The organism is Bacillus cereus, from assembly GCF_015071065.1.
GTDB classification, from domain to species: Bacteria; Bacillota; Bacilli; order Bacillales; family Bacillaceae_G; genus Bacillus_A; species Bacillus_A cereus_BA.
Genome location: NZ_VOVA01000018.1, coordinates 42,797 through 67,257, shown reverse-complemented (window position 1 = coordinate 67,257; position 24,461 = coordinate 42,797). Strand labels below are relative to the sequence as shown.

Here is a 24,461-nt window from a genome sequence, read left to right as displayed (position 1 = left end):
ATATATGAATATTGTTCATAAAAAGGTCGGAAAGGAAGACATCAAGTTGAAGACAGAGAAATTTTTTACCCATCCGATTGGCGTGTTTATTGCTGCAATAGTAGCAACATTTTTATGGGGAAGCGCATTTCCCTTTATTAAATTAAGCTATGCTGAACTTGGAATTCAGCCACAAGAAGTCGGGGAACAAATATTATTTGCTGGCTATCGCTTTTTCTTATCTGGTGTAATGCTCTTATTATTTTTTAAAGCGTTAGGAAAAGATATGAAGTTCAAAAAAGGAACAGGAAAGCAGTTAGTTCAAATTGGCTTGTTTCAAACTTTTCTTCAATATATGTGTTTTTATATTGGAATGAGTTACAGCTCAGGAATTGAAGGAGCGATTATTTCAGGAACATCATCATTCTTTCAAATTTTACTCGCACACTTTTTATATAAAGATGATGCTCTAAATAGGAGAAAAGTAATTGGAGTAGCTATCGGTTTTTGCGGTGTGATTTTAGTGAATGTACCGAGTGATGGAAGTTTATCATTTCATTTTGGAATAGGTAGCTTATTACTTCTTGGGGCAGCCATGATGTATTCGTATGGAAACATATTAGCGAGAGAAGGTAGTAAAACATTAGATATTGGGTATATGACAGCATATCAGATGATTTTCGGATCAACTGGGTTGCTATGTATAGGTGCATTTCAAGTTGGAATGATGCCATTCACATTTAATCTACATGCAATACTTATGCTCATATATTTATCGTTTTTATCAGCAGCGGGATTCTGTATATGGAATACCATTATGAAGTATAACAAAGTAGGGAAAGTCTCGATGTATATGTTCTTTATACCAGTGTTTGGTGTGCTACTATCAAGTCTGATTTTAGGGGAAGCAATTCATTCCTTTGTACTATTTGGTTTAGCATGTGTCGCAGCCGGAATTATTGTAGTAAATCGTAACCCGGTTAAAAAGAAAGTTGAGCAAGAAAAACAAGTAGCATAGAGAACAGAAAAACGATTAAAATGGAAGAACAGTATTGTTCTTCTTTTTTTACATAGAAAAAGGAGAACGGGATATATGTAACGAAAAAAAGATAGAATAAAGCATTTATTGAGGAGAACAGATTATGAATGTACTTTACATTGTGTTAGTCGGACAAATTATTCTTTTTTTAATGGGAGCAATTTATGCAATAGGACAGACGAAAAGAACGAGGAATAATATGCCGTTACCTTTAGCGATTCGTCTTATTCTTAGTTTTTCTTTAACAGGAAGTGCAATTTGGATATGGTTACAAGATCCATCGGTTGAGTACAGTACGTGGGTTGCACTCGGTATGACTTTGTCAACTGTAGGGGATTTATTTATGGCAGGATTAATTCCAATTGGTCATCGATTAATTGGAGGAATGGTTACTTTCGCTCTTGCACATTGTTTCTATGTGAAGGCATTTTTACAAACAGGTATTTCATGGAATGGTTTTTGGATCGGTTTACTCGTATACGGACTCTTTCTAATTATAGGATGGTTCTTTTTTATCCGAAATGAAAAACAGGATAAATTGTTTACGATTGGGGCTCTAATTTACGGTTTGTGGGTTGGAGGAATGGCATGTTTTGCATTCGCCCTATATTACGAGAATATAGGAATATGGTGGATGCCAGCACTTGGTGGTTTATTGTTTGTGATCTCCGATTTTATAATCGGTGTTACAGATATCGGAGGGCGTAAATTGAAGTATGAACCACTTTGGATTTGGTTTACATATGTCGTAGCGCAGATGTGTATTGTATATGTAGGATTATAAAAAGATACTCTCAAAAATAGTTAATAGACTATTTTGAGAGTATCTTTTTTATTGCTATGCTACTATATTTGTTTAATTTGTACAGTACTTTATAAGTATGAAATTCATAGAAAAAATCCTGCTTAGCAGATGGAAAATATAGTATATAAGAATAGTGAATTTATGGAGGGATTATTTTTATATTTGTAATATTCTAATGTTATAATTCAGAATTTTGTGGAAATTAATCAGTCGGAGTACTTATAATAAAAATAAAAAGATGATGAGATGGTGGGATAATGCAAAAGAAAAGCCGTTTACGTGAACTCTTTGAAGTATTTGCAATTGCATGTTTATTGGTGTTTTTGGCGAAAATCTTTTTGTTTTTTCCTACGACTGTAAAAGGGGCATCGATGAGGCCGACGTTGCAAGATGGAGATAAAGTAATCATTAATAAACTGGCAAAGCGATTTGAAAGTTATGAGAGAGAGGATATTATTGTCGTGAAGACAGATAATTTCTACGTGAAGAGAGTTATTGGATTGCCAGGAGATGTAATTGAGATGAGGAATGATCAATTATATGTTAATCATCAAGGGAAAAACGAAGAGTATTTAAAGAATAATAAAAAACAGGCAGAAAAATTACTTATCAATTTAACTGAAGATTTTGGACCGATTACAATTCCTAAAAATAAAATTTTTGTGATGGGAGATAATCGTTTAGTTAGTAGGGATAGTAGGAATGGCTTAGGGCTCATTGATAGAACCGAAGTATTAGGAAAGCTCATGGCGATATATTATCCATTTGAACATATGAAAATTATAAATTAGAAATAAGAAAAACCAAGCGAATTAGTTGCTTGGTTTTTCTTATTTAAACAGTTGGTGTTTTATTTATTGTTTCTTGTGAAGCAATATTTTCATTGTTTCGGTCAATATTTAACATGAATTTTCGTTGTAACAATTGCAATTTAAATAGTGTTAAAGGATCATGATAAGTTTCTGGATTTGTTCTTAGCTTTGTTAATGTTTGCTCATCTTCTTGTATTTCAAGTTGGGCTGCTTCTACAGTTTGTTTCAATATGCTAAGAGGGTCCTTAAAGAACATCATGATATCACGTTCTAGCGCACCTTCAAATACTTCAAATTGAAGGAAGAATTGTTTTGAAATCATCTGAGCAACTTCTGTATAATCTTCTGTTTCAATATATTGTTTATATTTATTTGATAGCATAGATTGATTTTTTTGCATATTACCGAATAATTTCCCTGCACTCTTTAAGAAAAATTGTGTCGGTGTAAAGCGTAATAAAATATTGATATTAGCTACTGTAATTCTATTAGTCATTCTTGCAACATCTCTATCCCAGTCATCTAGTAATTTGAAATCACAAGGAAGTTTAATACGCTCTTCCTCATAGAGCTTATTAAAGGCATCGCCCATTTCATCTAAATAAGCCTGAGCTTGAATGAATTCATTATGAGCAGTCTCAATCCATTCTTGAATAGATTGAGTAAATTTAGGAAGAAGCACTTGCTGTACATGTTTTTGAATTCTTTCATTCATTGCTACATTTAGTTCTTCATGGACCAATTTGAAATCACTATCTTCTTGAACGAGGTCAGAGCAACTCTGCAACAATTCAGGAATTTGAGAATGTATATCCTGCGTAATCTCTTCTTTCGTTAAGAGATAAGATTCTGTAATAGAACGAATTTTATCTTTTTGAATGGCAGTAAGATTATTAATAAAACCATCAAGTTTTACTAAAATATGTTTATTCCAGCGGACCGATTTCACTAACGTATTTTCTAATTCCACACGTTCATTTACAAGGTATGCAATTGTTTTTTGGATAAACCATAATAATTTTTCAATGCGTTCTTTTTCCACGTTACGCTGAGTAAGGTTAGAAAGAATAGAATCTGTTACGTTACCTAGCTGTTCGCTACTCTCTTGTGAAGGAGAGTAAGGGGAAAATTGTGCTTCTGGGAAATGTACGAGTATTTTCTTTTTAATGCTGTTCGTAATATTTTCACTAGTATTCGTATCAATTGTTTGTAAGACGAATTGAATTTGTAAATTTGGTACTTGCTCACGAATATATAATAATGTATCGAGCTCTTCATCATGTAATGGTGAAGCTGCATTTAATACATAGATGAGACTATCTGCTGCCTGTAAGTATTCAAAGTGAGAGCTATTTTTGTCAAGTTGTCCATGCACAGTAGGTGTGACAAGGAACGAAAACTTATTTTTTCGTAAAAATCTACTTGGTAATTTAACTTCAATACATTTTCTTTCTAGTTCTGACTGAGAAGGTACCGCTAGTATGTTATGAAGTTCGTCAAAGTTTGGTATATTTCGTATATCTAGTTCTGTAAGCTCAGTTATTTCAGTTTGACTATCATCTTTAAATGTAATTGAAGTTGTTATAGCCGCATTTAATATATTTTCTCCTAGTATAGAGTTAATAAAGGCTGATTTATCATAATCGCTAGCTCCTGCTACTAGAAGTTGTGTAACATTTAAATCGTATAACTCACGAACAAGTAGTGTGAATTGATGACCTAAATCTACATCATTCTTCTCAGCCCATACAGCAATCGTTTCAAATAATGCTAATACGTCTGCCATATCAACATTTGCATGAGCTGATGCATTTGAAAGTAAGGCACCTGCGCTTTTTACGAGTAAGGATTCTAGAGTTGTCGGTGAAACTTCATTCCATGCTAATACTGCTGCGGAGACAAGTAAAGAATCTTCCGCTCTCGTTAAACTAAACCAATTTGTTAATAAATCTGGTACAAGTCCTTGTAATTCGTGCATGAAATGTTGTCCAGTAATCAATTCGAAGTACGTCTCTTGATAGCGAGTAGAAATTTCATTCCAATCGTCATTAGCATCTACTTCAATATGTAAGAATAGGTGATTTATTGTTTGAATCCAAGGTAGATGGAATGATTCATTTTCATAGCTGTTCCAAAGTGAAATAACAAGTCCTTTAAATTGAACTTGATCAATTGTATATAAGGCTTTTAAAGATTCATAGAAATACTCAGGTTTAATTTTTTTAGTAAAGCCTCTGTTCACATAATGGATTAAAGTATCGAACCAGTGTAATGATTTTGTTCGAATTCCTTCTTGAACAGCGAGTTCAATAGCATTATTCCAATCTTCTTGTTTTTCATAGAACGATCGAGCGATTGCAGTAATATTTGGATAGTCTGGTTGAAATGCAACAGCTTCGCTAATCGTCTTAAATGCTAGTCCTAAACGATTTTGCTCTATATAAAGAGAAAGAAGTTGTAGGGAAACTTCCATCGTAAGAGTTGTATCTTCTGTTTGGATAGATGTATAAATTTCTTCTGCTTTTGTCAAGAAATCTAATTCGAAATAAGCATCTGCAATATTCTTCATAGCCCAGAGAGCAAGTTCATTATTTACTTTCTCCCATTTGAATATAGCGGCTTCAAAGTCGTTAGTTTGAAAATAAACTTCACCTTGTGCAAAGCGAATATTAGATATATTGGAGAATTCATTTTTTGATTCATTTATATATGCTTCACCGAGTACTTCCGCTACCGGAATGGAAGAGTCTTCTGTTAAAAATGTTTTATAGTAAATCTTTTGGATAAATTGTTTTTCAATGGTCATGTTCGTTCCCCCTGTATAATTTAGAAAAATGATGTTGTATGTAAAAGGGTGCATGTTACTCTAATAGGTAGAAGTTGCATTATATAGACCAAACTATGTTTTTGCTAGATATATCATTTTTCCTGAGAGTTAAACCGTTGCAAAAAGTAACTTTCCTTTATTGTAACAAAAAAATAAGCCTATGAATTTTTATTTTTTTATCTCGCTATTTATAGGCAGTAAGACTCCTACTCCAAAATTTAGCGAATGCAAGGAAGTTAAGTGGTAGTCGGGCTGTCCGTAAAATCCCGATTGGTTCAGGCTAATAATCAGTGGGGATGGATAAAAAAACCACTGATTAAATCTCTGTTTAAGAAATGGAATAGACGTAGAGTTCATTATAAAAACAATGTATAGTGAATATGTATACCATGTTTGTCTTAAAGATAGAATGGGCACAATATGGAATAACGATCGTGCATAGGATGTGTCTTCCGAATGGAACAACATATTGGCGAGTTAATCTCACATTATGGGTATTTTGGAATTATTATAGCTTTAGCTGGTGGGATTGTTGGATTACCGATACCAGATGAGTTTTTATTGACTTTTATCGGTTATAATATTTCAAAAGGAGTTATGTCAGGAACAGCTGCATTTTTAAGTGGAATGGCAGGTGCGATGATTGGTATTACATTAAGTTACATATTAGGTTTAAAACTCGGGCTCCCTGTTTTAAAAAAATACGGTCCGAAAATTAGAATTAAAGAACATCATATTGAAAAAACACATATCTTATTTGAAAAATACGGTCCGTTTCTTTTAATGATTGGCTACTTTATACCGGGAGTACGTCACTTAACAGCATATTTTGCTGGGGTTTCGAATTTAACATGGTGGCGTTTTTGTCTGTATGCTTACGGTGGTGCACTAATTTGGATAAGTGTTTTTATTGGCCTAGGTTGGAAACTGGGAGAGAAGTGGCGCTTCGTTGAGTATAGTTTACATCATTATGGAATGTGGATTTTATTTATTTCGGCAATTGTAACATTGATTGTGTGGATTTACATAAGGAAAAGAAAAAACCGCTAATAATAGCGGTTTTTTAGCTGAAAGCAACAAATAATACACCAGCTGTAATAAAGACTACACCAATACCAGTCATAAAGTTTAACTTTTCCCCCAATATAATCATCGCGAGAATAATGGAAAATACTACACTTAATTTATCGATAGGTGCTACTTGTGAGACTTTTCCTGTTTTTAGTGCAAGAAAATAAAATAGCCATGATGAAGCACCAGCGATTCCACTTAATGTGATAAATAGCAGTGCTTTTTTATTTAGGAGGACATCACCGATATTTTGAAATTTACCTTGTATAATAATAACTCCTACCATAAATAATGCCATAATAATAGAGCGAATCGTTGTTGCGACGTTGGCATCGATTCCATCTAAGCCGATCTTTCCAAAAATAGATACGAGGGCAGCAGCAATTGCTGATAATAGTGCGAATAATAGCCATGAACTCATAGTGAAATTCCTCCAATCTTACATTATTATACATGAAAATCATTCTCATGTATAAAGTGAAACTTTAATCAGTGGGGGTTTTCTTCATCCCCCACTGATTATTAGTCTTCACCAATCGGGCGTTTACGGGCAGTTGATCTCTCACCTAACTTCTTTGCTCCATCTGAATTTTGAGGTGGGAGTTTTACTGCCCGGCAAATAGCGGGATAAATAACGAAACAAACCCCCACTTTATATTTTTAATAAGGTGGGGGTTTGTTATACTACTCTGCTATTTCTTCATATAAAAAGTACGTTACATTATAAATATGTTCTACTTCATCATCCGTCATAAATAATAATTCGTCACGTTCAATCCCTTTTTTCTTTTCAATAAACTCAATCATGTTTTTTCGTTCTTCTCTTTTCATCAATTTTTATTTCTCCCCTCAATCTGTTTTAATACAGTTTATTTAAGTTACTGCTATTATATAACAGAATCTTTAGAAAGTTCCACCTATTTTATTATTTTTTTCAGAAGAACCTTTCGACAAAACAAGCCCACTTAAAGGGCTCGTTTTCATTTTAAAGTCGTAAAAACTCGGGATTGGTTGCACCGGCACTATCGATGTAATAAATTGTGTCGGGATTAATTTTAATTAGTACATAATTAGGATCTTCCGCACCAAGTAACCAGCGTTTTAAGCTATTAGTCCAAAATTTGTTTTTTAACGTTTGATCTTCTTCGATGGAAGCTATACCTTCAACTTCAATGTAATCTTCATCTAATTTCTTTCCCTCTCGCCCAAGTAGTACATGTACATTTGGATTCTTTTCGATATCTGTTATCTTTTTTGAATTTCGATCTGTTGCAACATATAGTACAAAATCTTCGTGGAAAAACATCATAAAGGCACCATGTGGCTTATCGTTACGCACAGTAGATAATATACCTGTTCGTTGACCTTGAATAATAGTTGCGATTTTTTCTTTTAAGTGCATGCTTTTAACCTCTTTTCAAATTTTTAATTCTTTCTGTCTAAACAAGACAATTTAAATATCTTTCATACTGTTTTCTTCAATTCGATTTTTTAAACGTAATTGTGATGAAATCGGACAAGTTAGGAGAAGAATAATAATAATATTGAGGAGAAATACAGACGATGGAAGGATGGAAAGCATGTTTAATAAAATATTTCTTATAGTAGCGCTTATAGGTGTACCACTTTCTGTACTCGGAAAAACATTGCATTGGCCTCAAACAATTATGTTTGCGGTATATTGCATTACGATTATCGCATTAGCGGGGTTTATGGGGAGAGCAACAGAAAGTTTAGCAATTGTTTCTGGACCTCGGATAGGTGGATTATTAAATGCTACTTTTGGCAATGCGGTTGAACTTATCATTTCAATTTTCGCACTTCAAGCAGGGTTAATTGAAGTTGTGTTAGCTTCATTAACGGGTTCTGTACTTGGGAATTTATTATTAGTAGGAGGACTTTCCTTTTTTATAGGTGGCCTTAAATATAAAAGACAAAGTTTTAATGTGTATGATGCGAGGCATAATTCAGCTTTATTAATATTTGCTGTTGTCGTAGCCTTTGTTATTCCAGAGATTTTTTCAATGAAGATGGATGCTGGAAAGACGTATCAATTAAGTATTGGCGTTTCTATTATCATGATCATTATGTACCTGGCTGCATTGCTATTTAAGTTAGTTACGCACCGCGGTGTATATCAACATAAGAGCGATGAAGAAGTACATGAGGAGGAGCCTGAGTGGTCGAAAGGTAAAGCGCTACTCGTTTTAGCGATAGCAACACTTGCAGTTGCTTATGTGTCAGAGGCCCTCGTACATACTTTTGAAACGGTTGCAAAGTCGTTTGGCTGGTCAGAGTTATTTATAGGGGTTATCATCGTTGCAATTGTTGGTAATGCAGCAGAACATGCATCGGCAATTATTATGGCATATAAAAATAAAGTGAATATCGCAGTTGAAATTGCAGTAGGTTCTACATTACAAATCGCCATGTTTGTTGCTCCTGTATTAGTACTTCTTTCGATGTTTTTTGCACAAAAGATGCCGTTAGTATTTACAATACCAGAGCTTGTTTCCATGATTACAGCTGTTTTCTTAACTATTGCTATTTCAAATGATGGGGATACAAACTGGTTTGAAGGAGGCACTTTATTAGCTGCGTATGTCATTATGGGAATTGGTTTTTATTTATTATGAAAAATAGGGATAACAATGAGTTTGAGGGAAAACAATAAATACAGTAATTTATATACCTTTACGTAGGAAGGAGCCAGACAGGTGAAACGAGTGTACAGCATATGTCTTTCAACTATGGTCTCGTTTATTTTATTATTTCCTAACAGTAGTTTTGCAAAGACGACAGTAGAAGTAAAAATGCCTTCATCTGTTTTAAATATTTCAAAAGATAATACATTTCCAAATGACGCACAAGATTTGCCGCGTTTACAGCCAAGTAAGTTTGCTCAAGAATTATTGAAAACAGCAAATATTAAGATTGAAAACCCAGATTTAATTCGTATGTTTAATGAAACGACAATTTCGAATGCACCGCTTGCAGTAGGGTACCGAGCGAAAATTTATTTAGGGCAATGGGCATTAAATTATGAATCAATAGACACATCGATTAATTGGGAATACAAGCAAGTGAATCGAAATGTATATGATAATCGCGGAGGAGATCGCTTATATCCACTTCGCTATAAGCAAGAAACCCAAAAGACAATCGAGGGTGATTTAACAGCAGATATGAAAGATGCTGCAGATGTGAAAAAAATGATGCTTTCAAAAGCACTTGAAAAAGTACAATTGCCACTTTCATTTAAAACGACAATTGGTTATGGTACCGGACATGAGCGTGTTTATAATATTAGTCCAAGTCAACTTGGATACTTATATGCGTATACACCAGCAGTAAATGAAAAAGGAAAAGTAACGTTTGGAGAAGTGTACCTCGTGTTAAAAGGGAATCAAAAAAGGCTTGTCGTGAAAAATATTACATCTCAAGGAATCGGAGCTGCTATTCCCATTCATGATCATTTGTATTTTAAATTTGTTTCTTCATCACATTCACAATGAAATAAAAAACGTCAGCCTATGAGCTGACGTTTTTTATTTATAACATAATATTTGATGTTTTTGATAAGAAATCTTCTTTCGGATAGTAGCTGTTTTTTACAAGAACATTTGGTCCAAGACATTTAACGGCAGGACAGTGACAGCTTAATGATTTTGCTGTTTTTGAAGCGCTCCATTTGTCGTAAGCTTCTTGTAGTGTATTTGTTTGTACATTACCTAGAAGCGGGACATCACCGAAATCGGTCACGATAATATTTCCATCGAAAATATTTACGTTCAAACGAGAACGACCATCTGGATCATTGCGGACAGTTACATTTTTACTTTCATGTAATCTCTTCAATGTGTATAAATCGCGTTCATTATCACTACATGCATAGAAAGGTAATGTTCCGAATAACATCCACACATTTTCATCACGAATTTCTAGTAAATGCTCAATTGCATCGCGAATTTCTTCTTTTGTTAAAATTTCAAGTGTGCTAGCGAAGTCACTCGGATACATCGGATGAACCTCATGACGTTTACAGCCCATTTCTTCAACGATTTGACGGTGAATATGTTCAATATGTGGTAGAGTTCGTTTGTTTAACATAGTTTCGGCTGATACGAGTACACCTGCGTTTGATAGAGCTTTACTATTTGTAATCATTCTTTCAAATAATTTAGCGCGCTGTTCATAAGTAGGTTTACGCTCCATCATTGCAAATCCGCCTTCAACGAAGTCATCAATTGTTCCCCAGTTATGTGAAATGTGCAATACATCTAAGTAGGGAATAATTTGCTCGTAACGTGCTAAATCTATAGTTAAGTTTGAGTTGATTTGAGTGCGAACGCCTCGTTCATGGGCGTATTTTAAGAGTGGTGTTACATAGTTGTCGACGGATTTTTTTGAAAGCATAGGCTCTCCGCCTGTAATACTTAAAGAACGTAAATAAGGAATCTCATCTAATCGTTTTAATAAAAGCTCCATCGGAAGCGGATTTGGATCTTTCGGCTGTAATGTGTAACCAACAGCGCAATGCTCGCAACGCATATTGCATAACGTCGTCGTTGTAAACTCAACGTTTGTTAATAGTAGTTTGCCGTACTCTTCAAGGTCCATATACGCTTCCCATGGATCGTAAGAAGGAGTAATCGGCTTCATTATTTGTGATATCGTCATATGAAATACTCCTTTGACTATTGAAATAACAATTTGTCCATTCTCTATAATAGAAGAATATGTGCTTTTTATAAAGTGAAACTTTTTTGTGAAAAAAGAGAGAGGGCTTACATTATAATGAATTACTGCGACAAATTTGATGAAATTACATGCCCATAGCAATCGTTTTTGCGGTATAATAAAAGCAACTCGAATTAAAAGGAGAGTGCCTTCATGGGAAAAGCAATTCAAGATAAAGATTCACAACTAGTATATTTGAAAGAACGTTTAAATATGTTCATTGAAGTAATTGATACGATTGAACCAGAAGAGGTAGAATTAGAAGATGTAGATCGTCTTCTTGCAATGTTAGATGAATTAGAACTGAAATGTGAGCAATTTAAAAAAGACGAATAATATATTAAAAAGGCTGCCACTACAAAGTTGGCAGCCTTTTTCTGTACGGATAATAGAAGGAATATAGAAAAAAAGGTATAATCAAGTTGTGAAAAATTTCATTTAACCTTTATTAGCCTTCACCAATCGGGCGTTAATGCGGGATAAATAAAAAGCTGAAGAGTATAACAATGGAATTTTCATTTCATAATGTTTTGGTAGCGTTCACAATTGAGGGGGAAGTAACAATGGAAAAGCTTCAAGAAAGCATGTATCAATTAATTGTTGAAACGTCAACGAACTTACCGAAAGATGTTCGTCGCGCAATTCAACAAGCGAAAGAACGAGAAAGTGCAGGAACTCGTTCGGCGATGGCACTTGGCACAATTACGAATAATATTAAAATGGCAGATGATAATATCTCGCCAATTTGCCAAGATACAGGGATGCCAACGTTTAAAATTTATACACCAGTTGGTGTGAATCAATTAAAAGTGAAGGAAGCTATCTATAGTGCGCTTGAGCGGGCGACAAAAGATGGTAAACTTCGTCCAAACTCTGTTGATTCTCTTTTTGGAGACAATAGCGGAAATAATTTAGGACCAGGTACACCTGTTATTAAGTTTGAACAATGGGAAAAAGATTACATTGATGCACGTTTAATTTTAAAGGGCGGGGGCTGTGAGAACAAAAATATTCAATATAGCTTGCCTTGTGAAATAGAAGGACTTGGACGAGCTGGGCGTGATTTAGAAGGAATTCGTAAATGCCTTCTTCATGCAGTATATCAAGCGCAAGGGCAAGGATGTAGCGCTGGGGTAATCGGTGTCGGTATCGGGGGAGACCGCACATCAGGTTACGAATTAGCAAAAAATCAATTATTCCGTACATTAGATGATGTAAATTCAGTTCCAGAATTACAAAAGCTTGAAGAGTATGTGTTAGAGAATGCAAATAAGCTTGGCATTGGTACGATGGGATTTGGCGGAGAAACAACTTTATTAGGTTGCAAAATTGGAGTATATAATCGTTTGCCAGCGAGCTTCTACGTATCTGTTGCGTATAATTGTTGGGCATATCGTCGTCTTGGCGTAACAATTCATCCTAAAACAGGTGAAATTATGGATTGGCTATACCAAGAAGGGGAAGATACACTTCAGCAAGATGCTGCGCAAGAACAAACAGAGCAGCGTGAAATCGTATTACAATCTCCAATTACAGAAGAGCAAATTCGTGAACTTCGTGTTGGTGATGTTGTTACAATTAACGGCATGATGTATACAGGGCGTGATGCAATTCATAAACATTTAATGGATAACGATTGTCCAGTAGATTTAAAGGGACAAATTATTTATCACTGTGGTCCAGTTGTAGTGAAAGATGAGAATGACAATTGGCAAATTAAAGCGGCAGGTCCAACGACAAGCATTCGTGAAGAGCCATATCAAGGCGATATTATGAAAAAGTTCGGTATTCGTGCTGTAATTGGTAAAGGCGGTATGGGTGCTAAAACATTAGCAGCTTTAGAAGAACACGGTGGTGTGTACTTAAATGCAATTGGTGGTGCAGCACAATATTATGCTGAATGTATTAAAGAAGTGAAAGATGTTGATTTCTTACAATTCGGTATCCCAGAGGCAATGTGGCATTTACGTATCGATGGTTTTAAAGCAGTTGTAACGATGGATTCTCATGGTAAAAGTCTACATGCTGATGTTGATAAAACATCACTTGAAAAATTGGCGAGCTTTAAAGAACCTGTATTTAAGTAAAGAGAAGTGCATCTCGAATTATTCGAGGTGCATTTTTTGGTATATATAGAAAAACATGTTCAGCATGAAAGAAAGCAGGGAAACAGAAACTACAGGTACGATTATATATGGAAAGGAGACTATTTATGAAATATAAATGGTTATATATAGGTCTCATTTTTTCAATTATGATGGCACTTGTTCCAGTTTCAACATTTGCTTATACGAATACACCACATAACTGGGGAATCCCACGCCCTAAAAATGAAACGGTGCCAGATGCAGGGAAATTATATACAGAATTACTACAAAAAAACGGTGGTTTTTACTTAGGGGACACGAAGAAAAAAGATATTTATTTAACATTTGATAATGGATACGAAAATGGATATACAGGAAAGATTTTAGATGTATTAAAGGAGAAGAAAGTACCAGCAACTTTCTTTGTGACGGGACATTATATAAAAACACAAAAAGATTTATTATTAAGAATGAAAAATGAAGGACATATTATTGGTAATCATTCTTGGAGTCATCCAAATTTTACAGCAGTAAATGATGCGAAACTTCGTGAAGAATTAACGAGCGTAACGGAAGAAATTAAAAAAGTAACAGGGCAAAAAGAAGTGAAATATGTACGTCCTCCGCAAGGGGTGTTTAGTGAAAGAACGCTAGCTCTTACGAAAGAAATGGGATATTATAACGTGTTTTGGTCGCTTGCATTTCTTGATTGGAAAGTAGATCAGCAAAGAGGATGGCAATACGCTCATAATAATGTAATGACTATGATTCATCCAGGATCTGTTTTGTTACTTCATGCAATATCAAAAGATAATGCAGAAGCACTTGCGAAAATCATTGATGATTTGCGCGAGAAAGGGTATCATTTTAAAAGCCTAGATGATTTAGTAAAAAGCAATCAACCGTAAGCATGTATGCTTGCGGTTTTCTCATGCTATAATGATGTTTGACACTCCCACCCCTAAAGGGGCCAGCTGACTAACATCAGTGGGATTCTTGCTACCAAAGGCGAAGTCCATTTCTGGTATCGCTGACGTGCAAGATTGCGGTGTGCCATCACCACTCCCACAACAGACCATATAGGTTCGTGGGCTACGGTACTGTGACCATACCGTACAGATTGTTGGTTCTCACATGTTTTTACGTCTTTTGCATGACGACTTAATACATTTTACGGAGTAGAAGAATTTGCTACCCCAACCTCATATGTATTCTGTTTTCAGAGAACAGTCGTTTTAGAGTCTTTTGCATGACTATAAATAAAGTATACCATGTTTTGCTATGCAAAAATGATGCTTTCATCTCACGTCTAAAGACGGACTAAAGTCCTACGTGGGCTTTCACGTATCGTAAATTCTGTAAAAAGGATGGGGAAACGTATGTGGAGCGAACATGTTACGTTAGAATATCCGTACCATTTTGAAGAAGTGCTAAAGCGTTTATCTTTCGACCCGTTAAACGTCATTCAATTAGACGAGAAAGTAATTTATGTCCCGCTTTTTATAGACGAAGAACAAATTGTTGTTCGTTTGCAAGGGGTTGGTACTGTTCAAAATCCACAGTTTTGGATTTCTAGTCAGGCAGGAAATCAAGAGAAAGTAATGAAACGAATGAGGTCCATTTTTCACTGGAATGAACCGTTTCAAAATATACAAGATCATTTTTTAAACACATCGTTACGTCCACTATTTGAAATGTATGCCTATACTCCAATTATTTTAGAATTTGATTATTTCGCTTGTCTTCTTCGCTGTATCATTCATCAACAAATAAATTTGAAATTTGCTACTGTGCTAACAGATCAATTTGTAAAACGATATGGAACAGAGAAGAACGGTGTATTCTTTTTCCCAACACCAGAAAGAGTAGCAAATATTTCAATAGAGGAATTGAGAGAGCAGAAGTTTAGTCAGCGAAAAGCTGAATATATGGTAGGATTAGCAAAACATATTGCGGGCGGTAAATTAGATTTAGTGAGGATAGAAAGCGAAACAGAAGAAGAAGTATCGGCACAATTGTTACCAATAAGGGGTATTGGAGCATGGACAGTGCAAAACTTTTTAATGTTTGGGCTTGGGCGGAAAAATATGTTTCCGAAAGCAGATATCGGGATTCAGCGTGCAGTACAAGGTGTATTTCAATTAGAGGATAAGCCTGATGATGCATTTTTAGAAAAAGTGAAACAAGAGTGTGAACCATACTGTAGTTATGCAGCGTTATATTTATGGAAAAGTATAGAGTAGAGGTGTAATAATGATACAAAAGCAACAAGAGAGTAAGTTGGAAGTTGGTCAAACGTTTCCTGTGACAATTAAACGTCTTGGGATTAACGGAGAAGGCGTTGGTTATTTTAAGAGACAAGTTGTTTTCATTCCAGGGGCATTACCAGGAGAAGAAGTTGTTGCGGAAGCAACGAAGATTCAGCGTGGCTTCGCTGAAGCGAAAGTGAAAAAAGTTCGTAAATCATCACCACATCGTGTGAAAGCACCGTGTCCAGTATATGAGGAATGTGGTGGCTGTCAATTACAGCATTTAGATTATAAAGAACAATTAAATCAAAAGCGTGATATCGTTGTACAAGCATTTGAGAAGTACATGAATAACAGTCTAGAAGAAAAAATTCGTCCGACACTTGGCATGGGAAATCCATGGCATTATCGTAATAAGAGCCAACTACAAGTAGGGCGTAAAGACGAAAAGGTTATTACAGGACTATACAAACAAAACTCACATCAATTAATTGATATTTCTCATTGTATGATTCAACATAAGGCAACGAATGAAGCGACAAAAGTTGTAAGACGTATATTAGAAAAATTAAACGTTTCTATTTACAATGAGAAAAAACAAAAAGGTTTAGTACGCACAATTGTGACACGTACTGCAGTTCAAACAGGGGAAGTCCAAGTCACACTTATTACAACAAAAGAAGAATTACCAAATAAAGATCAATTTATCGCAGAAGTACAAAAACAGATGCCAGCTGTTAAATCAATTATGCAAAACGTAAACTGGCGTAAAACATCTGTTATTTTCGGCGATAAAACATTCCGTTTAGCTGGAAAAGAAGTAATCCAAGAAACGCTAGGTGATTTATCATTTGAATTATCAGCTCGTGCTTTCTTCCAACTAAATCCGGAACAAACAGTTGTTTTATACGATGAAGCGAAAAAAGCAGCTGCTTTAACAGGAAACGAGAAAATTGTGGATGCGTATTGTGGTGTCGGTACGATTGGGCTCTGGCTTGCGAATGATGCAGCGGAAGTGCGCGGTATGGATGTAATTCCAGAAGCAATTGAAGATGCAAAGAAAAATGCAAAACGCCACGGATTCACAAATGCAAAGTATGAAGCTGGAAAAGCTGAACAATGGTTACCAAAGTGGGTAAAAGAAGGATGGCGTCCAGATGTAATTGTTGTCGATCCACCACGTACAGGTTGCGATGATAAATTACTGGAAACGATTTTAAAGGTGAAACCGAAACAAGTTGTTTACGTGTCTTGTAATCCTTCCTCATTAGCACGTGATGTGCAAGCATTAATGGAGAGTTATGAAGTGGAGTATGTACAACCAGTTGATATGTTCCCGCATACAGCTCATGTAGAAAATGTAGTGAAACTTGTTAGAAAGTAACATTCAACAAGGATATGTCCCTCACAAAGCAGGAGCTAGGTGAGGGTATATTTTATTTAGCGAATGGAAGTAAGGAGAATATAATGAACAATTATAAATTAACAATTCAATATGACGGTGCGCGTTATAAAGGGTGGCAACGTCTCGGTAATAATGACAATACGATTCAAGGGAAAATTGAAAGTGTAATATCTGAAATGGTCGGGAAAGAAACTGAAATTATCGGCTGTAGTAGAACAGATGCGGGTGTACATGCTTTGAATCAAGTAGTTAACTTTCAAAGTGATGAGAAGTTAGTGGAACATAAAGTGAAAAAGTATTTAAATCAATATTTACCAAATGATATTAGTATTACGAATGTAGAAGAAGTTTCAGATCGCTTCCATGCTCGTTACAATTCTAAGGCGAAAACATATTTATATAAAATTTGGAATGAAGAGCATACGCACCCGTTTATGCGTAAATATAGCATGCATGTTAATAAAAAATTAAATGTGAAAAGCATGAAGAAAGCTGCTCAATATTTAATTGGTTCACATGATTTTACTGCTTTTTCGAATGCGAAGTCTAAGAAAAAGTCTATGGTTCGAGAAGTATATACGCTTGAGGTTTCCGAAGAAGCAGGATTCGTACAAATTAGAATAAGTGGTAACGGATTCCTTCATAACATGGTGCGAAAAATTGTTGGAGCATTAATTGAAGTTGGATTAGGACAATTAGAGGCGGACGCAATTCCGCAAATTTTAGAGGATAAGCAGAGAAATCAAATTAATTGCCTTGCTGAGGCGAGCGGATTGTATTTGGAGAAGGTTGAGTTTTAGAAAAGATATGGATAAGAAAAAAGCACTCATTTGAGTGCTTCTTCTTTTATGCTGATGCAGTAGTCTTATCTTTTCGGAAAATCCCCATTAATCCTCCGATTAATAATAAAACACCTGGTAATAAGTAAACAATAGAAATACAAATAAATCCACCAATGGCAGCGATAGTCATCATAATGCCACCTGCTTTAGCTTTGCTCTTAACCATAATACATCCAACAATTCCTAAAATTGAAAGAGCTACAGCAGCCCAGCCTAATCCAATAACTTGATTAGCTCCGTCAGCTTCAACCGCTGCGCCAACGCCTCCGATAAATAAAGCGATGAATGCACATAAAATCCCGAATATACCACCGATTAATCCTAATACAAATTCTGTTGTTCTTTTCATAGTATCCACCTTTTAGAAAATATTTTATTTAGAGTTAAAGAAAACTTTTTTACTTTCGTGAGTTTCGAATTGAATTTTAAAATCGTCACCAGTGTTAACCAATTGAGAGATGTAACCTTCTCCTTCGGCTCCTTTATAAAGTTTTTGATGCAGTTCATTTGGTGTTACAGCATACTGTTCGTTATTGTAAACATGTCCATCATTTGAAACAATTTTGAAATTCGATCCGAATAAATCATATTCGTGATCTTGTGTTTCGGCATCAGTAACTTTACCTTTGATTTTTACTAGGGCCCATTCTTTTCCTTCTGGAGCAGCTTCGTTAAATTGATTTTCATTTTTTAATATTTCAAAGGCTTGATTGCCACGAATTACTTCTAAAATCGATAATTCAACTTTAGCTTTAAATTTTTCAAATTTGCCGTCTTCGCTATTGAAGATAACATCGTTAACGGTAGCAGTTTCATTGAAGTTAATCGGGTTAGAGCGATTCCCTGTAGTTGATTCTTTTTTCTTTTCCTTCGCCGTGTCTTGTGGAGATGGTTCTTTTTCTTTTGTTTGTACACTATTATTTGTTTGTTCATTTGATCCGCAAGCAGCTAATCCAAAAAATAATGAACTACATGCTAATGTAAGCAAAATTTTTTTATACATAAATTAGTCCTCCTAGATGTTGAAATGTCAGATTCAGAACTTACATGATAACAAATATAATGAATACAAAATGTCGAAATTTGTCGGTGTGATTAAAGAGCATGTATTCTGTATATAATCAATTTTAAATAAAATTTCAAAGTCTTGAGATAAAGAGAGTACAATGAAAAAACACGAGAGCGGTAAACGTCTCGTGTTTGAATATGATAATTAACTTTGTCCGTTTAAGAAGATTTTTCTCTTTTCATACGTAGCTTCAAATTCCAAAAAGCAGCAAGCATAATAGCTGCAAACGAGCCACTAATTGTGCCTAATAGCTTTGCATAAGGAAAGGTGTTCATATCAGCATTAATGAATAACATCATACATAGAACGGCCGGGAGAAGGTATAAGTATTGTAATAACTTTAATTTTTTATCATTACTCATATATATAGCCCCTTTCTAGCATGTTACATGTATATTGCAACATATTTTTCCAAATAATCACTTGCACGTGGAGAAAGATTCATTTCATATGTGTAAATGCAGCTTTTTAATTCGATATTGCAAATTTTGTCTACTCAATCCTAAAAATTTTGCGGCTTGTGAAATATTACCTTTATTTTCTTTAAGAATTTGATTGATATATTTCTTTTCCATTTCTTCTATTGTATATTTTAAAGTTTTTGGCGCATCATCATTGTGACCAGTTAGTGGAGTTTGCATATTGAATCCTTTTTTTGCTAGTTCACGAAAGCGAGTGGGTATATGAAACGCTGTAATGATACTTTCATCTTCTATCAAGTTCATTGAACCTTCAATTATATGTTCCAATTCTCGTACGTTCCCAGGCCAATCGTATGTATAAAAGAATTCTCGTACATTTACATCTATACCTGTTACACTGAGACCGAATTGAATATTGTACTTTTCGATAAAGTGCTGAACAAGATATGCAATATCTTCTTTTCGTTCCCGTAAAGGTGGAAGACATAAAGTAACGACGCTTAATCGGTAATATAAGTCTTCTCTTAACCGATTGTGTGCAATAGCTTCAAGAGGGTCTTCATTAATAGTTGCTATAATACGAACATCAATTTCTTTTTCTTGTGCGCCTCCGATTCTTCGTATTGTTTTTTCTTGTATAGCGCGTAGTAACTTAGCTTGAAGCGTTGGGCTTAATGAGTTGATTTCATCTAACAACAAAGTCCCGCCGTTTGCTTCTTCAAATAAACCAGGTTTATCTATTGCTCCTGTAAAAGCACCTCGATTCGTACCAAATAGTAGACTTTCCATTAAGGTTTCTGGTATAGCCGCACAGTTTTGCGAAATAAATGGTTTTGTTGAACGCTGGCTTTCATTATGGATGCTTTGCGCAAATAGCTCTTTACCAGTCCCTGTTTCTCCGATGATAAGTATGGAGGAGGATGTACGTATTACTCTCTTTGCTTCTGCAATGACCGATTGAAGAGCTCTAGAATCACCAATTATGTGATCAAAGGTAAACTTAGTATTTTGTTTTCGAGAAGGGTTCGTTTTCATTATTTGTTTTAAATGACTAATTTCTTTTGAAATTTCAATAGCGCCTTTAATTTTTCCGTTTTCTATTATAGGGAAAGTATTGTTAATTGTCGTAATTTCTTGTCCTTTATTGTTAAAATATGTTTGTTTTATATTTTTGTTGGTCTTTCCAAGCTTTAATGCCTCTATAAGAGTACTATTTTTATTTTCTTCAAATGCAAATACTTCTAAAGGATTTTTATCTAGCACATCTAAGCGGTCCATTGATTCAATTTCCATCATTTTGCGGTTATAGATAATCGTTTTACTTTCCTCATTAATAATATGAATCCCGATATCGAGTTCATTGAGTAAAGTTTCATATAGCATATTCATTTCAATAATTTGTTTAAAATTAATTTCTTCTGTATGCATGTATCATCTTCTCCTCGTTTCACCCTATGAAGACTGACTCTTTATAATTTTATTAAAATTCTAACAAAACCGCAAAATTTTTTTGCTATTTTCTCTTAAAACTTTTCAAATGATAGAAAAATTTTGCGGTTATGCAGATTTTTTTCGTAAGAAATCCCAATTTTACATAGGTGTTGAGGTTGGTACGTATTTTGCATGAATAGTAGTTGAGATCTCTAAATTTAAAAAGTAGGGGGATTATGAATCTTTATAGGTTATGCAACGTTTCAGTGCCAATTAATAAGAGGGAGGAATTTATAAAGTGAAGACGGTTATAGAAGGTGTGTATAGTCCTTGTTACGGGAAAGTAGAGAAATTATTTGTTACTGAAAGTTCTTACGTATATGAGTGGGAGAAATTAGCATTAATTGAAACAAAAGATAAGCAGAAAGTGGAAATTAAAGTGGGAATCAGTGGTTATATCGAATCATTAGAAGTGGTAGAAGGAGAAGCTATCGCTGATCAAAAACTATTAATAACAGTGAGGGATGACCTTTTAATAACAGGTAGTGATTAATATAAGTAATATGTATTTTTGCTCTTTTAAATAATTATTTTTACTATGAAGAATTTTAAAAACGCTTACATTAAATGGATTTGCAAAGTGAAAAGGGGGGATTTATATGATGGATCAAAACCAAGGATTAAAAAGGGAATTGAAAAGTCGGCACATATTTATGATTGCACTCGGAGGGGTTATTGGTACTGGGCTTTTTTTAGGATCCAGTTATACAATTCATGAAGCTGGACCTGGAGGAGCGATTGTAGCGTATCTTGTCGGTGGATTTGTTATGTATTTAACGATGCTCTGTCTAGGAGAGTTAGCGGTTGCGATGCCTGATGCAGGATCTTATCAAACGTATGCTACAAAACACATTTCACCTGCAGCGGGTTATGTAGTGGGATGGATGTCGTGGCTAAACTGGACGGCTACGATAGGTATTGAATTAATTGCAGTTAGTATTTTAATGAAACGATGGTTTCCTGATGTACCGTCATGGATTTGGTGTGTAGTGTTCGCAGTGTTGCTCTTTGCTATTAATGCATTATCTTCAAGAAGTTTTGCGGAAGTTGAATTCTGGTTTGCGAGTATTAAAGTAATTACAATCATTGCATTTATTATTTTGGGCGGGGCAGCAATGTTTGGTTTTCTAGATATGAAAGGAAATGAACCAGCGCCGATGTTTTCTAGCTTTACTGATTATGGTGGGTTGTTCCCAAATGGATTATCAGCCATTTTAATTACGATGATTGCAGTTAATTTTTCCTTCCAAGGAACAGAACTAGTTGGTATTGCAGCTGGTGAGAGTGAAAATCCAGAGAAAACGATCCCGAAGGCAATTAATAATACAGTTTGGCGCATACTTATTTTCTTTGTACTATCTATTTTTATTCTTGCGGGACTATTTCCTTGGCAGCAAGCAGGAGTGATAGAAAGCCCATTCGTAGTTGTATTTGATAAAATTGGTATTCCTTATGCGGCCGATATTATAAATTTCGTTATTATTACAGCGGTACTATCAGTTGCGAATTCAGGATTATATGCAACTTCCCGTATGCTATGGTCTATGTCGAATCAAGGAATGATTAGCCCGATTTTTGGTAAGTTATCTAAAAACGGTGTTCCTATTTATGCATTGATTGTAAGTACGATTGTAGGCTGTCTCTCATTACTATCAGGGATTTACGCGGAAGATACAGTTTATTTATGGCTTCTTTCTATTGCTGGGTTTGGAGCGATATTAGTTTGGGCATCTATTGCTCTATCTAACCTATTAGCTAGAAGGACATACGTGAAGCAAGGGGGAGATATTAAGGATTTGAAATTTAAAACGCCATTGTATCCATTTGTACCACTTCTTGCTTTAGTATTAAATTTAACAGTAATTGTAGCTATGGCTTTTATTCCAGAACAAAGAATGGCATTATATTGTGGTATTCCATTTATGATCGTTTGTTTACTGTTTTACCGTGCTACAAGAAATAAGAGAAGCAAAATAGAATATGTTGAAAAGGTAAATACAACAGAAGCAGAAAGTTTATCCCGCATTAACGGGCAGTAAAACTCCCACCTCAAAATTCGGCTGGAGCAAAGAAGTTAGGTGGGAGATAAACTGCCCGTAAATGCCCGATTGGTGCGGGCTAATAATCAGTGGGGGATGAACAACCCCCCCCCTCACTGATTATAGTTTCACTTTATAATATTGATTAATTTGGAGACTGTCAGATTGTAAACAGTCTCTTTTTTTGTGAAAATAAAGCTGGAAACATACTACGTATGCAAAGGGGAATTAGCAATGAATCAAGAAGTTTCACAGCTATTAGAACAGATTGATTTACGAAAAGAGGAGCTACTAGAACTTACAAAAACTTTAATTCGCTTTGAAACACCTGCACCACCAGGGAGGAATACAAATGAGGCGCAAGAATTTGTTGCAGAGTTTCTAAGAAAACGAAATTTTAGTATTGATAAATGGGATGTATATCCGAACGATCCGAATGTTGTTGGGATAAAAAAAGGGACGGAAAGTGAGTTACATAAAAGTCTTATTATAAATGGCCATATGGATGTAGCAGAAGTATCGGTAGATGAGTCGTGGGAAACAAATCCATTTGAGCCGTTTATAAAAGACGGCTGGTTAGTTGGGAGAGGCGCGGCAGATATGAAAGGTGGACTAGCTGGAGCCTTATTTGCAATTCAGCTTTTAGAAGAAGCGGGAATTGAATTGCTAGGGGACTTAATGTTTCAATCGGTAATTGGAGAAGAAGTAGGAGAAGCAGGAACACTTCAATGTTGTAAACGTGGTTATGATGCTGATTTTGCAGTCGTAGTGGATACGAGCGATTTACATATGCAAGGACAGGGCGGCGTAATTACTGGATGGATTACTGTGAAAAGCCCGCAAACGTTTCATGATGCAACACGTAGACAAATGATCCATGCTGGCGGACGTCTATTTGGAGCGAGTGCGATTGAAAAAATGATGAAAATTGTGCAAAGTTTACAAGAATTAGAGCGTCATTGGGCAGTCATGAAAACATATGAAGGCTATCCATCTGGAACAACAACAATTAATCCAGCTGTTATTGAAGGCGGACGGCATGCAGCGTTTATTGCGGATGAGTGTCGATTATGGATTACGGTTCACTTTTATCCAAATGAAACGCATGAACAAATAATAGAAGAAATAGAAGAGTATATAGGAAAAGTAGCAGCATCAGATCCATGGTTAAGCGAGAACCCACCACAATTTAAGTGGGGCGGAGAATCAATGATTGTGGATCGTGGCGAAATTTTTCCTTCTTTAGAAGTAGATAGTAATCATCCGGCTATTCAGAAACTAAGTTCTGAACATGAATCTATATTACAGAAAGTCGCAACTTTAGATATGTCTGCTACAGTAACTGATGGCGGATGGTTTAGTGAGTTTAACATTCCAGCTGTTATTTACGGACCAGGTACATTAGAAGAAGCTCATTCAATAAATGAGAAAGTTGAAGTTGAGCAGTTAATTGAATTTACAAAAGTAATAACAGCGTTCATATATGAATGGTGTCATACGAAAAAATAAGAAAATAGTTTGATTTTTGAATCGTGCGAGTAAGTATGCTTGTACGATTTTTTAGTGCACTACTTCAGAGTTGAA

24 protein-coding genes are annotated in these 24,461 nt (G+C 35.2%); 15 read left to right on the top strand and 9 right to left on the bottom strand.

Annotated features, from left to right (window positions below):
• The first annotated feature begins 46 nt into the window (after positions 1–46).
• The 3 genes from FT637_RS25005 (at position 47) to lepB (ending at position 2,614) form a co-directional block, all read left to right on the top strand.
• Positions 47–997 carry a DMT family transporter gene (locus FT637_RS25005; protein ID WP_193648588.1) on the top strand — a complete coding sequence of 317 codons (951 nt, stop codon included), beginning with the start codon at positions 47–49 and terminating at the stop codon, positions 995–997.
• A gap of 124 nt (positions 998–1,121) precedes the next feature.
• Entirely contained in the window at positions 1,122–1,802 is a 681-nt protein-coding gene (locus FT637_RS25000; protein WP_193648587.1) for a lysoplasmalogenase, read from the top strand.
• A gap of 275 nt (positions 1,803–2,077) precedes the next feature.
• Entirely contained in the window at positions 2,078–2,614 is a 537-nt protein-coding gene (lepB, locus tag FT637_RS24995; protein ID WP_193648601.1) for a signal peptidase I, read from the top strand.
• Positions 2,615–2,657: 43 nt separating this feature from the next.
• On the opposite strand, the gene FT637_RS24990 is transcribed toward lepB, so the two are convergent.
• The gene (locus tag FT637_RS24990) at positions 2,658–5,441 is read right to left on the bottom strand and encodes a tetratricopeptide repeat protein (protein WP_193648586.1); all 2,784 of its coding nucleotides are present in this window, start codon (positions 5,439–5,441) and stop codon (positions 2,658–2,660) included.
• Between the two features lie 477 nt (positions 5,442–5,918).
• Between FT637_RS24990 and FT637_RS24985 the strand changes: the two genes are divergently transcribed.
• The gene (locus FT637_RS24985) at positions 5,919–6,512 is read left to right on the top strand and encodes a DedA family protein (protein ID WP_193648585.1); all 594 of its coding nucleotides are present in this window, start codon (positions 5,919–5,921) and stop codon (positions 6,510–6,512) included.
• A 13-nt stretch (positions 6,513–6,525) separates the two neighbouring features.
• Here FT637_RS24985 and FT637_RS24980 read toward each other — a convergent pair whose 3' ends face one another.
• The 3 genes from FT637_RS24980 to FT637_RS24970 all read right to left on the bottom strand — a co-directional run bounded on the left by FT637_RS24980 (position 6,526) and on the right by FT637_RS24970 (position 7,935).
• A complete protein-coding gene (locus FT637_RS24980; protein ID WP_002091176.1) occupies positions 6,526–6,954 on the bottom strand; it encodes an EamA family transporter in 429 nt (142 codons plus the stop codon).
• A 263-nt stretch (positions 6,955–7,217) separates the two neighbouring features.
• Positions 7,218–7,364 carry a BH0509 family protein gene (locus FT637_RS24975; RefSeq protein ID WP_000817786.1) on the bottom strand — a complete coding sequence of 49 codons (147 nt, stop codon included), beginning with the start codon at positions 7,362–7,364 and terminating at the stop codon, positions 7,218–7,220.
• A 154-nt stretch (positions 7,365–7,518) separates the two neighbouring features.
• Positions 7,519–7,935 (bottom strand): pyridoxamine 5'-phosphate oxidase family protein, encoded by a 417-nt coding sequence (locus FT637_RS24970; protein ID WP_193648584.1) that lies wholly within the window; start codon positions 7,933–7,935, stop codon positions 7,519–7,521.
• Positions 7,936–8,113: 178 nt separating this feature from the next.
• Between FT637_RS24970 and cax the strand changes: the two genes are divergently transcribed.
• Together cax and FT637_RS24960 are read left to right on the top strand one after the other, a co-directional pair.
• Entirely contained in the window at positions 8,114–9,169 is a 1,056-nt protein-coding gene (gene cax / locus FT637_RS24965; RefSeq protein ID WP_193648583.1) for a calcium/proton exchanger, read from the top strand.
• 81 nt (positions 9,170–9,250) lie between these two features.
• A complete protein-coding gene (locus FT637_RS24960) occupies positions 9,251–10,048 on the top strand; it encodes a YfkD famly protein (protein ID WP_193648582.1) in 798 nt (265 codons plus the stop codon).
• 37 nt (positions 10,049–10,085) lie between these two features.
• Here FT637_RS24960 and yfkAB read toward each other — a convergent pair whose 3' ends face one another.
• Positions 10,086–11,213, bottom strand: a complete 1,128-nt coding sequence (gene yfkAB / locus FT637_RS24955) for a radical SAM/CxCxxxxC motif protein YfkAB (protein ID WP_193648581.1) — start codon at positions 11,211–11,213, stop codon at positions 10,086–10,088.
• 213 nt (positions 11,214–11,426) lie between these two features.
• Between yfkAB and FT637_RS24950 the strand changes: the two genes are divergently transcribed.
• From FT637_RS24950 to truA, 6 genes are all read left to right on the top strand, one after another.
• Positions 11,427–11,609 carry an SE1561 family protein gene (locus tag FT637_RS24950; RefSeq protein WP_002174720.1) on the top strand — a complete coding sequence of 61 codons (183 nt, stop codon included), beginning with the start codon at positions 11,427–11,429 and terminating at the stop codon, positions 11,607–11,609.
• A 227-nt stretch (positions 11,610–11,836) separates the two neighbouring features.
• A complete protein-coding gene (fumA, locus tag FT637_RS24945) occupies positions 11,837–13,360 on the top strand; it encodes a class I fumarate hydratase (protein ID WP_193648580.1) in 1,524 nt (507 codons plus the stop codon).
• A gap of 125 nt (positions 13,361–13,485) precedes the next feature.
• Positions 13,486–14,268: a delta-lactam-biosynthetic de-N-acetylase gene (gene pdaA, locus FT637_RS24940; protein WP_193648579.1), complete on the top strand. Its 783-nt coding sequence runs from the start codon at positions 13,486–13,488 to the stop codon at positions 14,266–14,268.
• A gap of 471 nt (positions 14,269–14,739) precedes the next feature.
• A complete protein-coding gene (locus FT637_RS24935; RefSeq protein ID WP_193648578.1) occupies positions 14,740–15,603 on the top strand; it encodes a DNA-3-methyladenine glycosylase family protein in 864 nt (287 codons plus the stop codon).
• Between the two features lie 10 nt (positions 15,604–15,613).
• The gene (gene rlmD, locus FT637_RS24930; protein ID WP_193648577.1) at positions 15,614–16,993 is read left to right on the top strand and encodes a 23S rRNA (uracil(1939)-C(5))-methyltransferase RlmD; all 1,380 of its coding nucleotides are present in this window, start codon (positions 15,614–15,616) and stop codon (positions 16,991–16,993) included.
• Positions 16,994–17,076: 83 nt separating this feature from the next.
• On the top strand, positions 17,077–17,814 hold the full coding sequence (gene truA, locus FT637_RS24925; RefSeq protein ID WP_193648576.1) for a tRNA pseudouridine(38-40) synthase TruA: 738 nt from the start codon (positions 17,077–17,079) through the stop codon (positions 17,812–17,814).
• Between the two features lie 46 nt (positions 17,815–17,860).
• Here truA and FT637_RS24920 read toward each other — a convergent pair whose 3' ends face one another.
• From FT637_RS24920 to FT637_RS24905, 4 genes are all read right to left on the bottom strand, one after another.
• Positions 17,861–18,205, bottom strand: coding sequence for a DUF4064 domain-containing protein (locus tag FT637_RS24920; protein WP_193648575.1), 345 nt, complete (start codon positions 18,203–18,205; stop codon positions 17,861–17,863).
• Positions 18,206–18,229: 24 nt separating this feature from the next.
• Positions 18,230–18,859 carry a hypothetical protein gene (locus FT637_RS24915; protein ID WP_193648574.1) on the bottom strand — a complete coding sequence of 210 codons (630 nt, stop codon included), beginning with the start codon at positions 18,857–18,859 and terminating at the stop codon, positions 18,230–18,232.
• Between the two features lie 224 nt (positions 18,860–19,083).
• Positions 19,084–19,287, bottom strand: a complete 204-nt coding sequence (locus tag FT637_RS24910) for a hypothetical protein (RefSeq protein ID WP_193648573.1) — start codon at positions 19,285–19,287, stop codon at positions 19,084–19,086.
• Positions 19,288–19,371: 84 nt separating this feature from the next.
• Positions 19,372–20,775, bottom strand: coding sequence for a sigma-54 interaction domain-containing protein (locus FT637_RS24905; RefSeq protein WP_193648572.1), 1,404 nt, complete (start codon positions 20,773–20,775; stop codon positions 19,372–19,374).
• A 301-nt stretch (positions 20,776–21,076) separates the two neighbouring features.
• Between FT637_RS24905 and FT637_RS24900 the strand changes: the two genes are divergently transcribed.
• The 3 genes from FT637_RS24900 to FT637_RS24890 all read left to right on the top strand — a co-directional run bounded on the left by FT637_RS24900 (position 21,077) and on the right by FT637_RS24890 (position 24,386).
• On the top strand, positions 21,077–21,331 hold the full coding sequence (locus FT637_RS24900) for a biotin/lipoyl-containing protein (RefSeq protein WP_193648571.1): 255 nt from the start codon (positions 21,077–21,079) through the stop codon (positions 21,329–21,331).
• 106 nt (positions 21,332–21,437) lie between these two features.
• On the top strand, positions 21,438–22,877 hold the full coding sequence (locus FT637_RS24895) for an amino acid permease (protein WP_193648570.1): 1,440 nt from the start codon (positions 21,438–21,440) through the stop codon (positions 22,875–22,877).
• 234 nt (positions 22,878–23,111) lie between these two features.
• Complete coding sequence (locus FT637_RS24890; RefSeq protein WP_193648569.1) at positions 23,112–24,386, top strand: acetylornithine deacetylase; 1,275 nt, start codon at positions 23,112–23,114, stop codon at positions 24,384–24,386.
• Positions 24,387–24,461 lie beyond the last annotated feature (75 nt).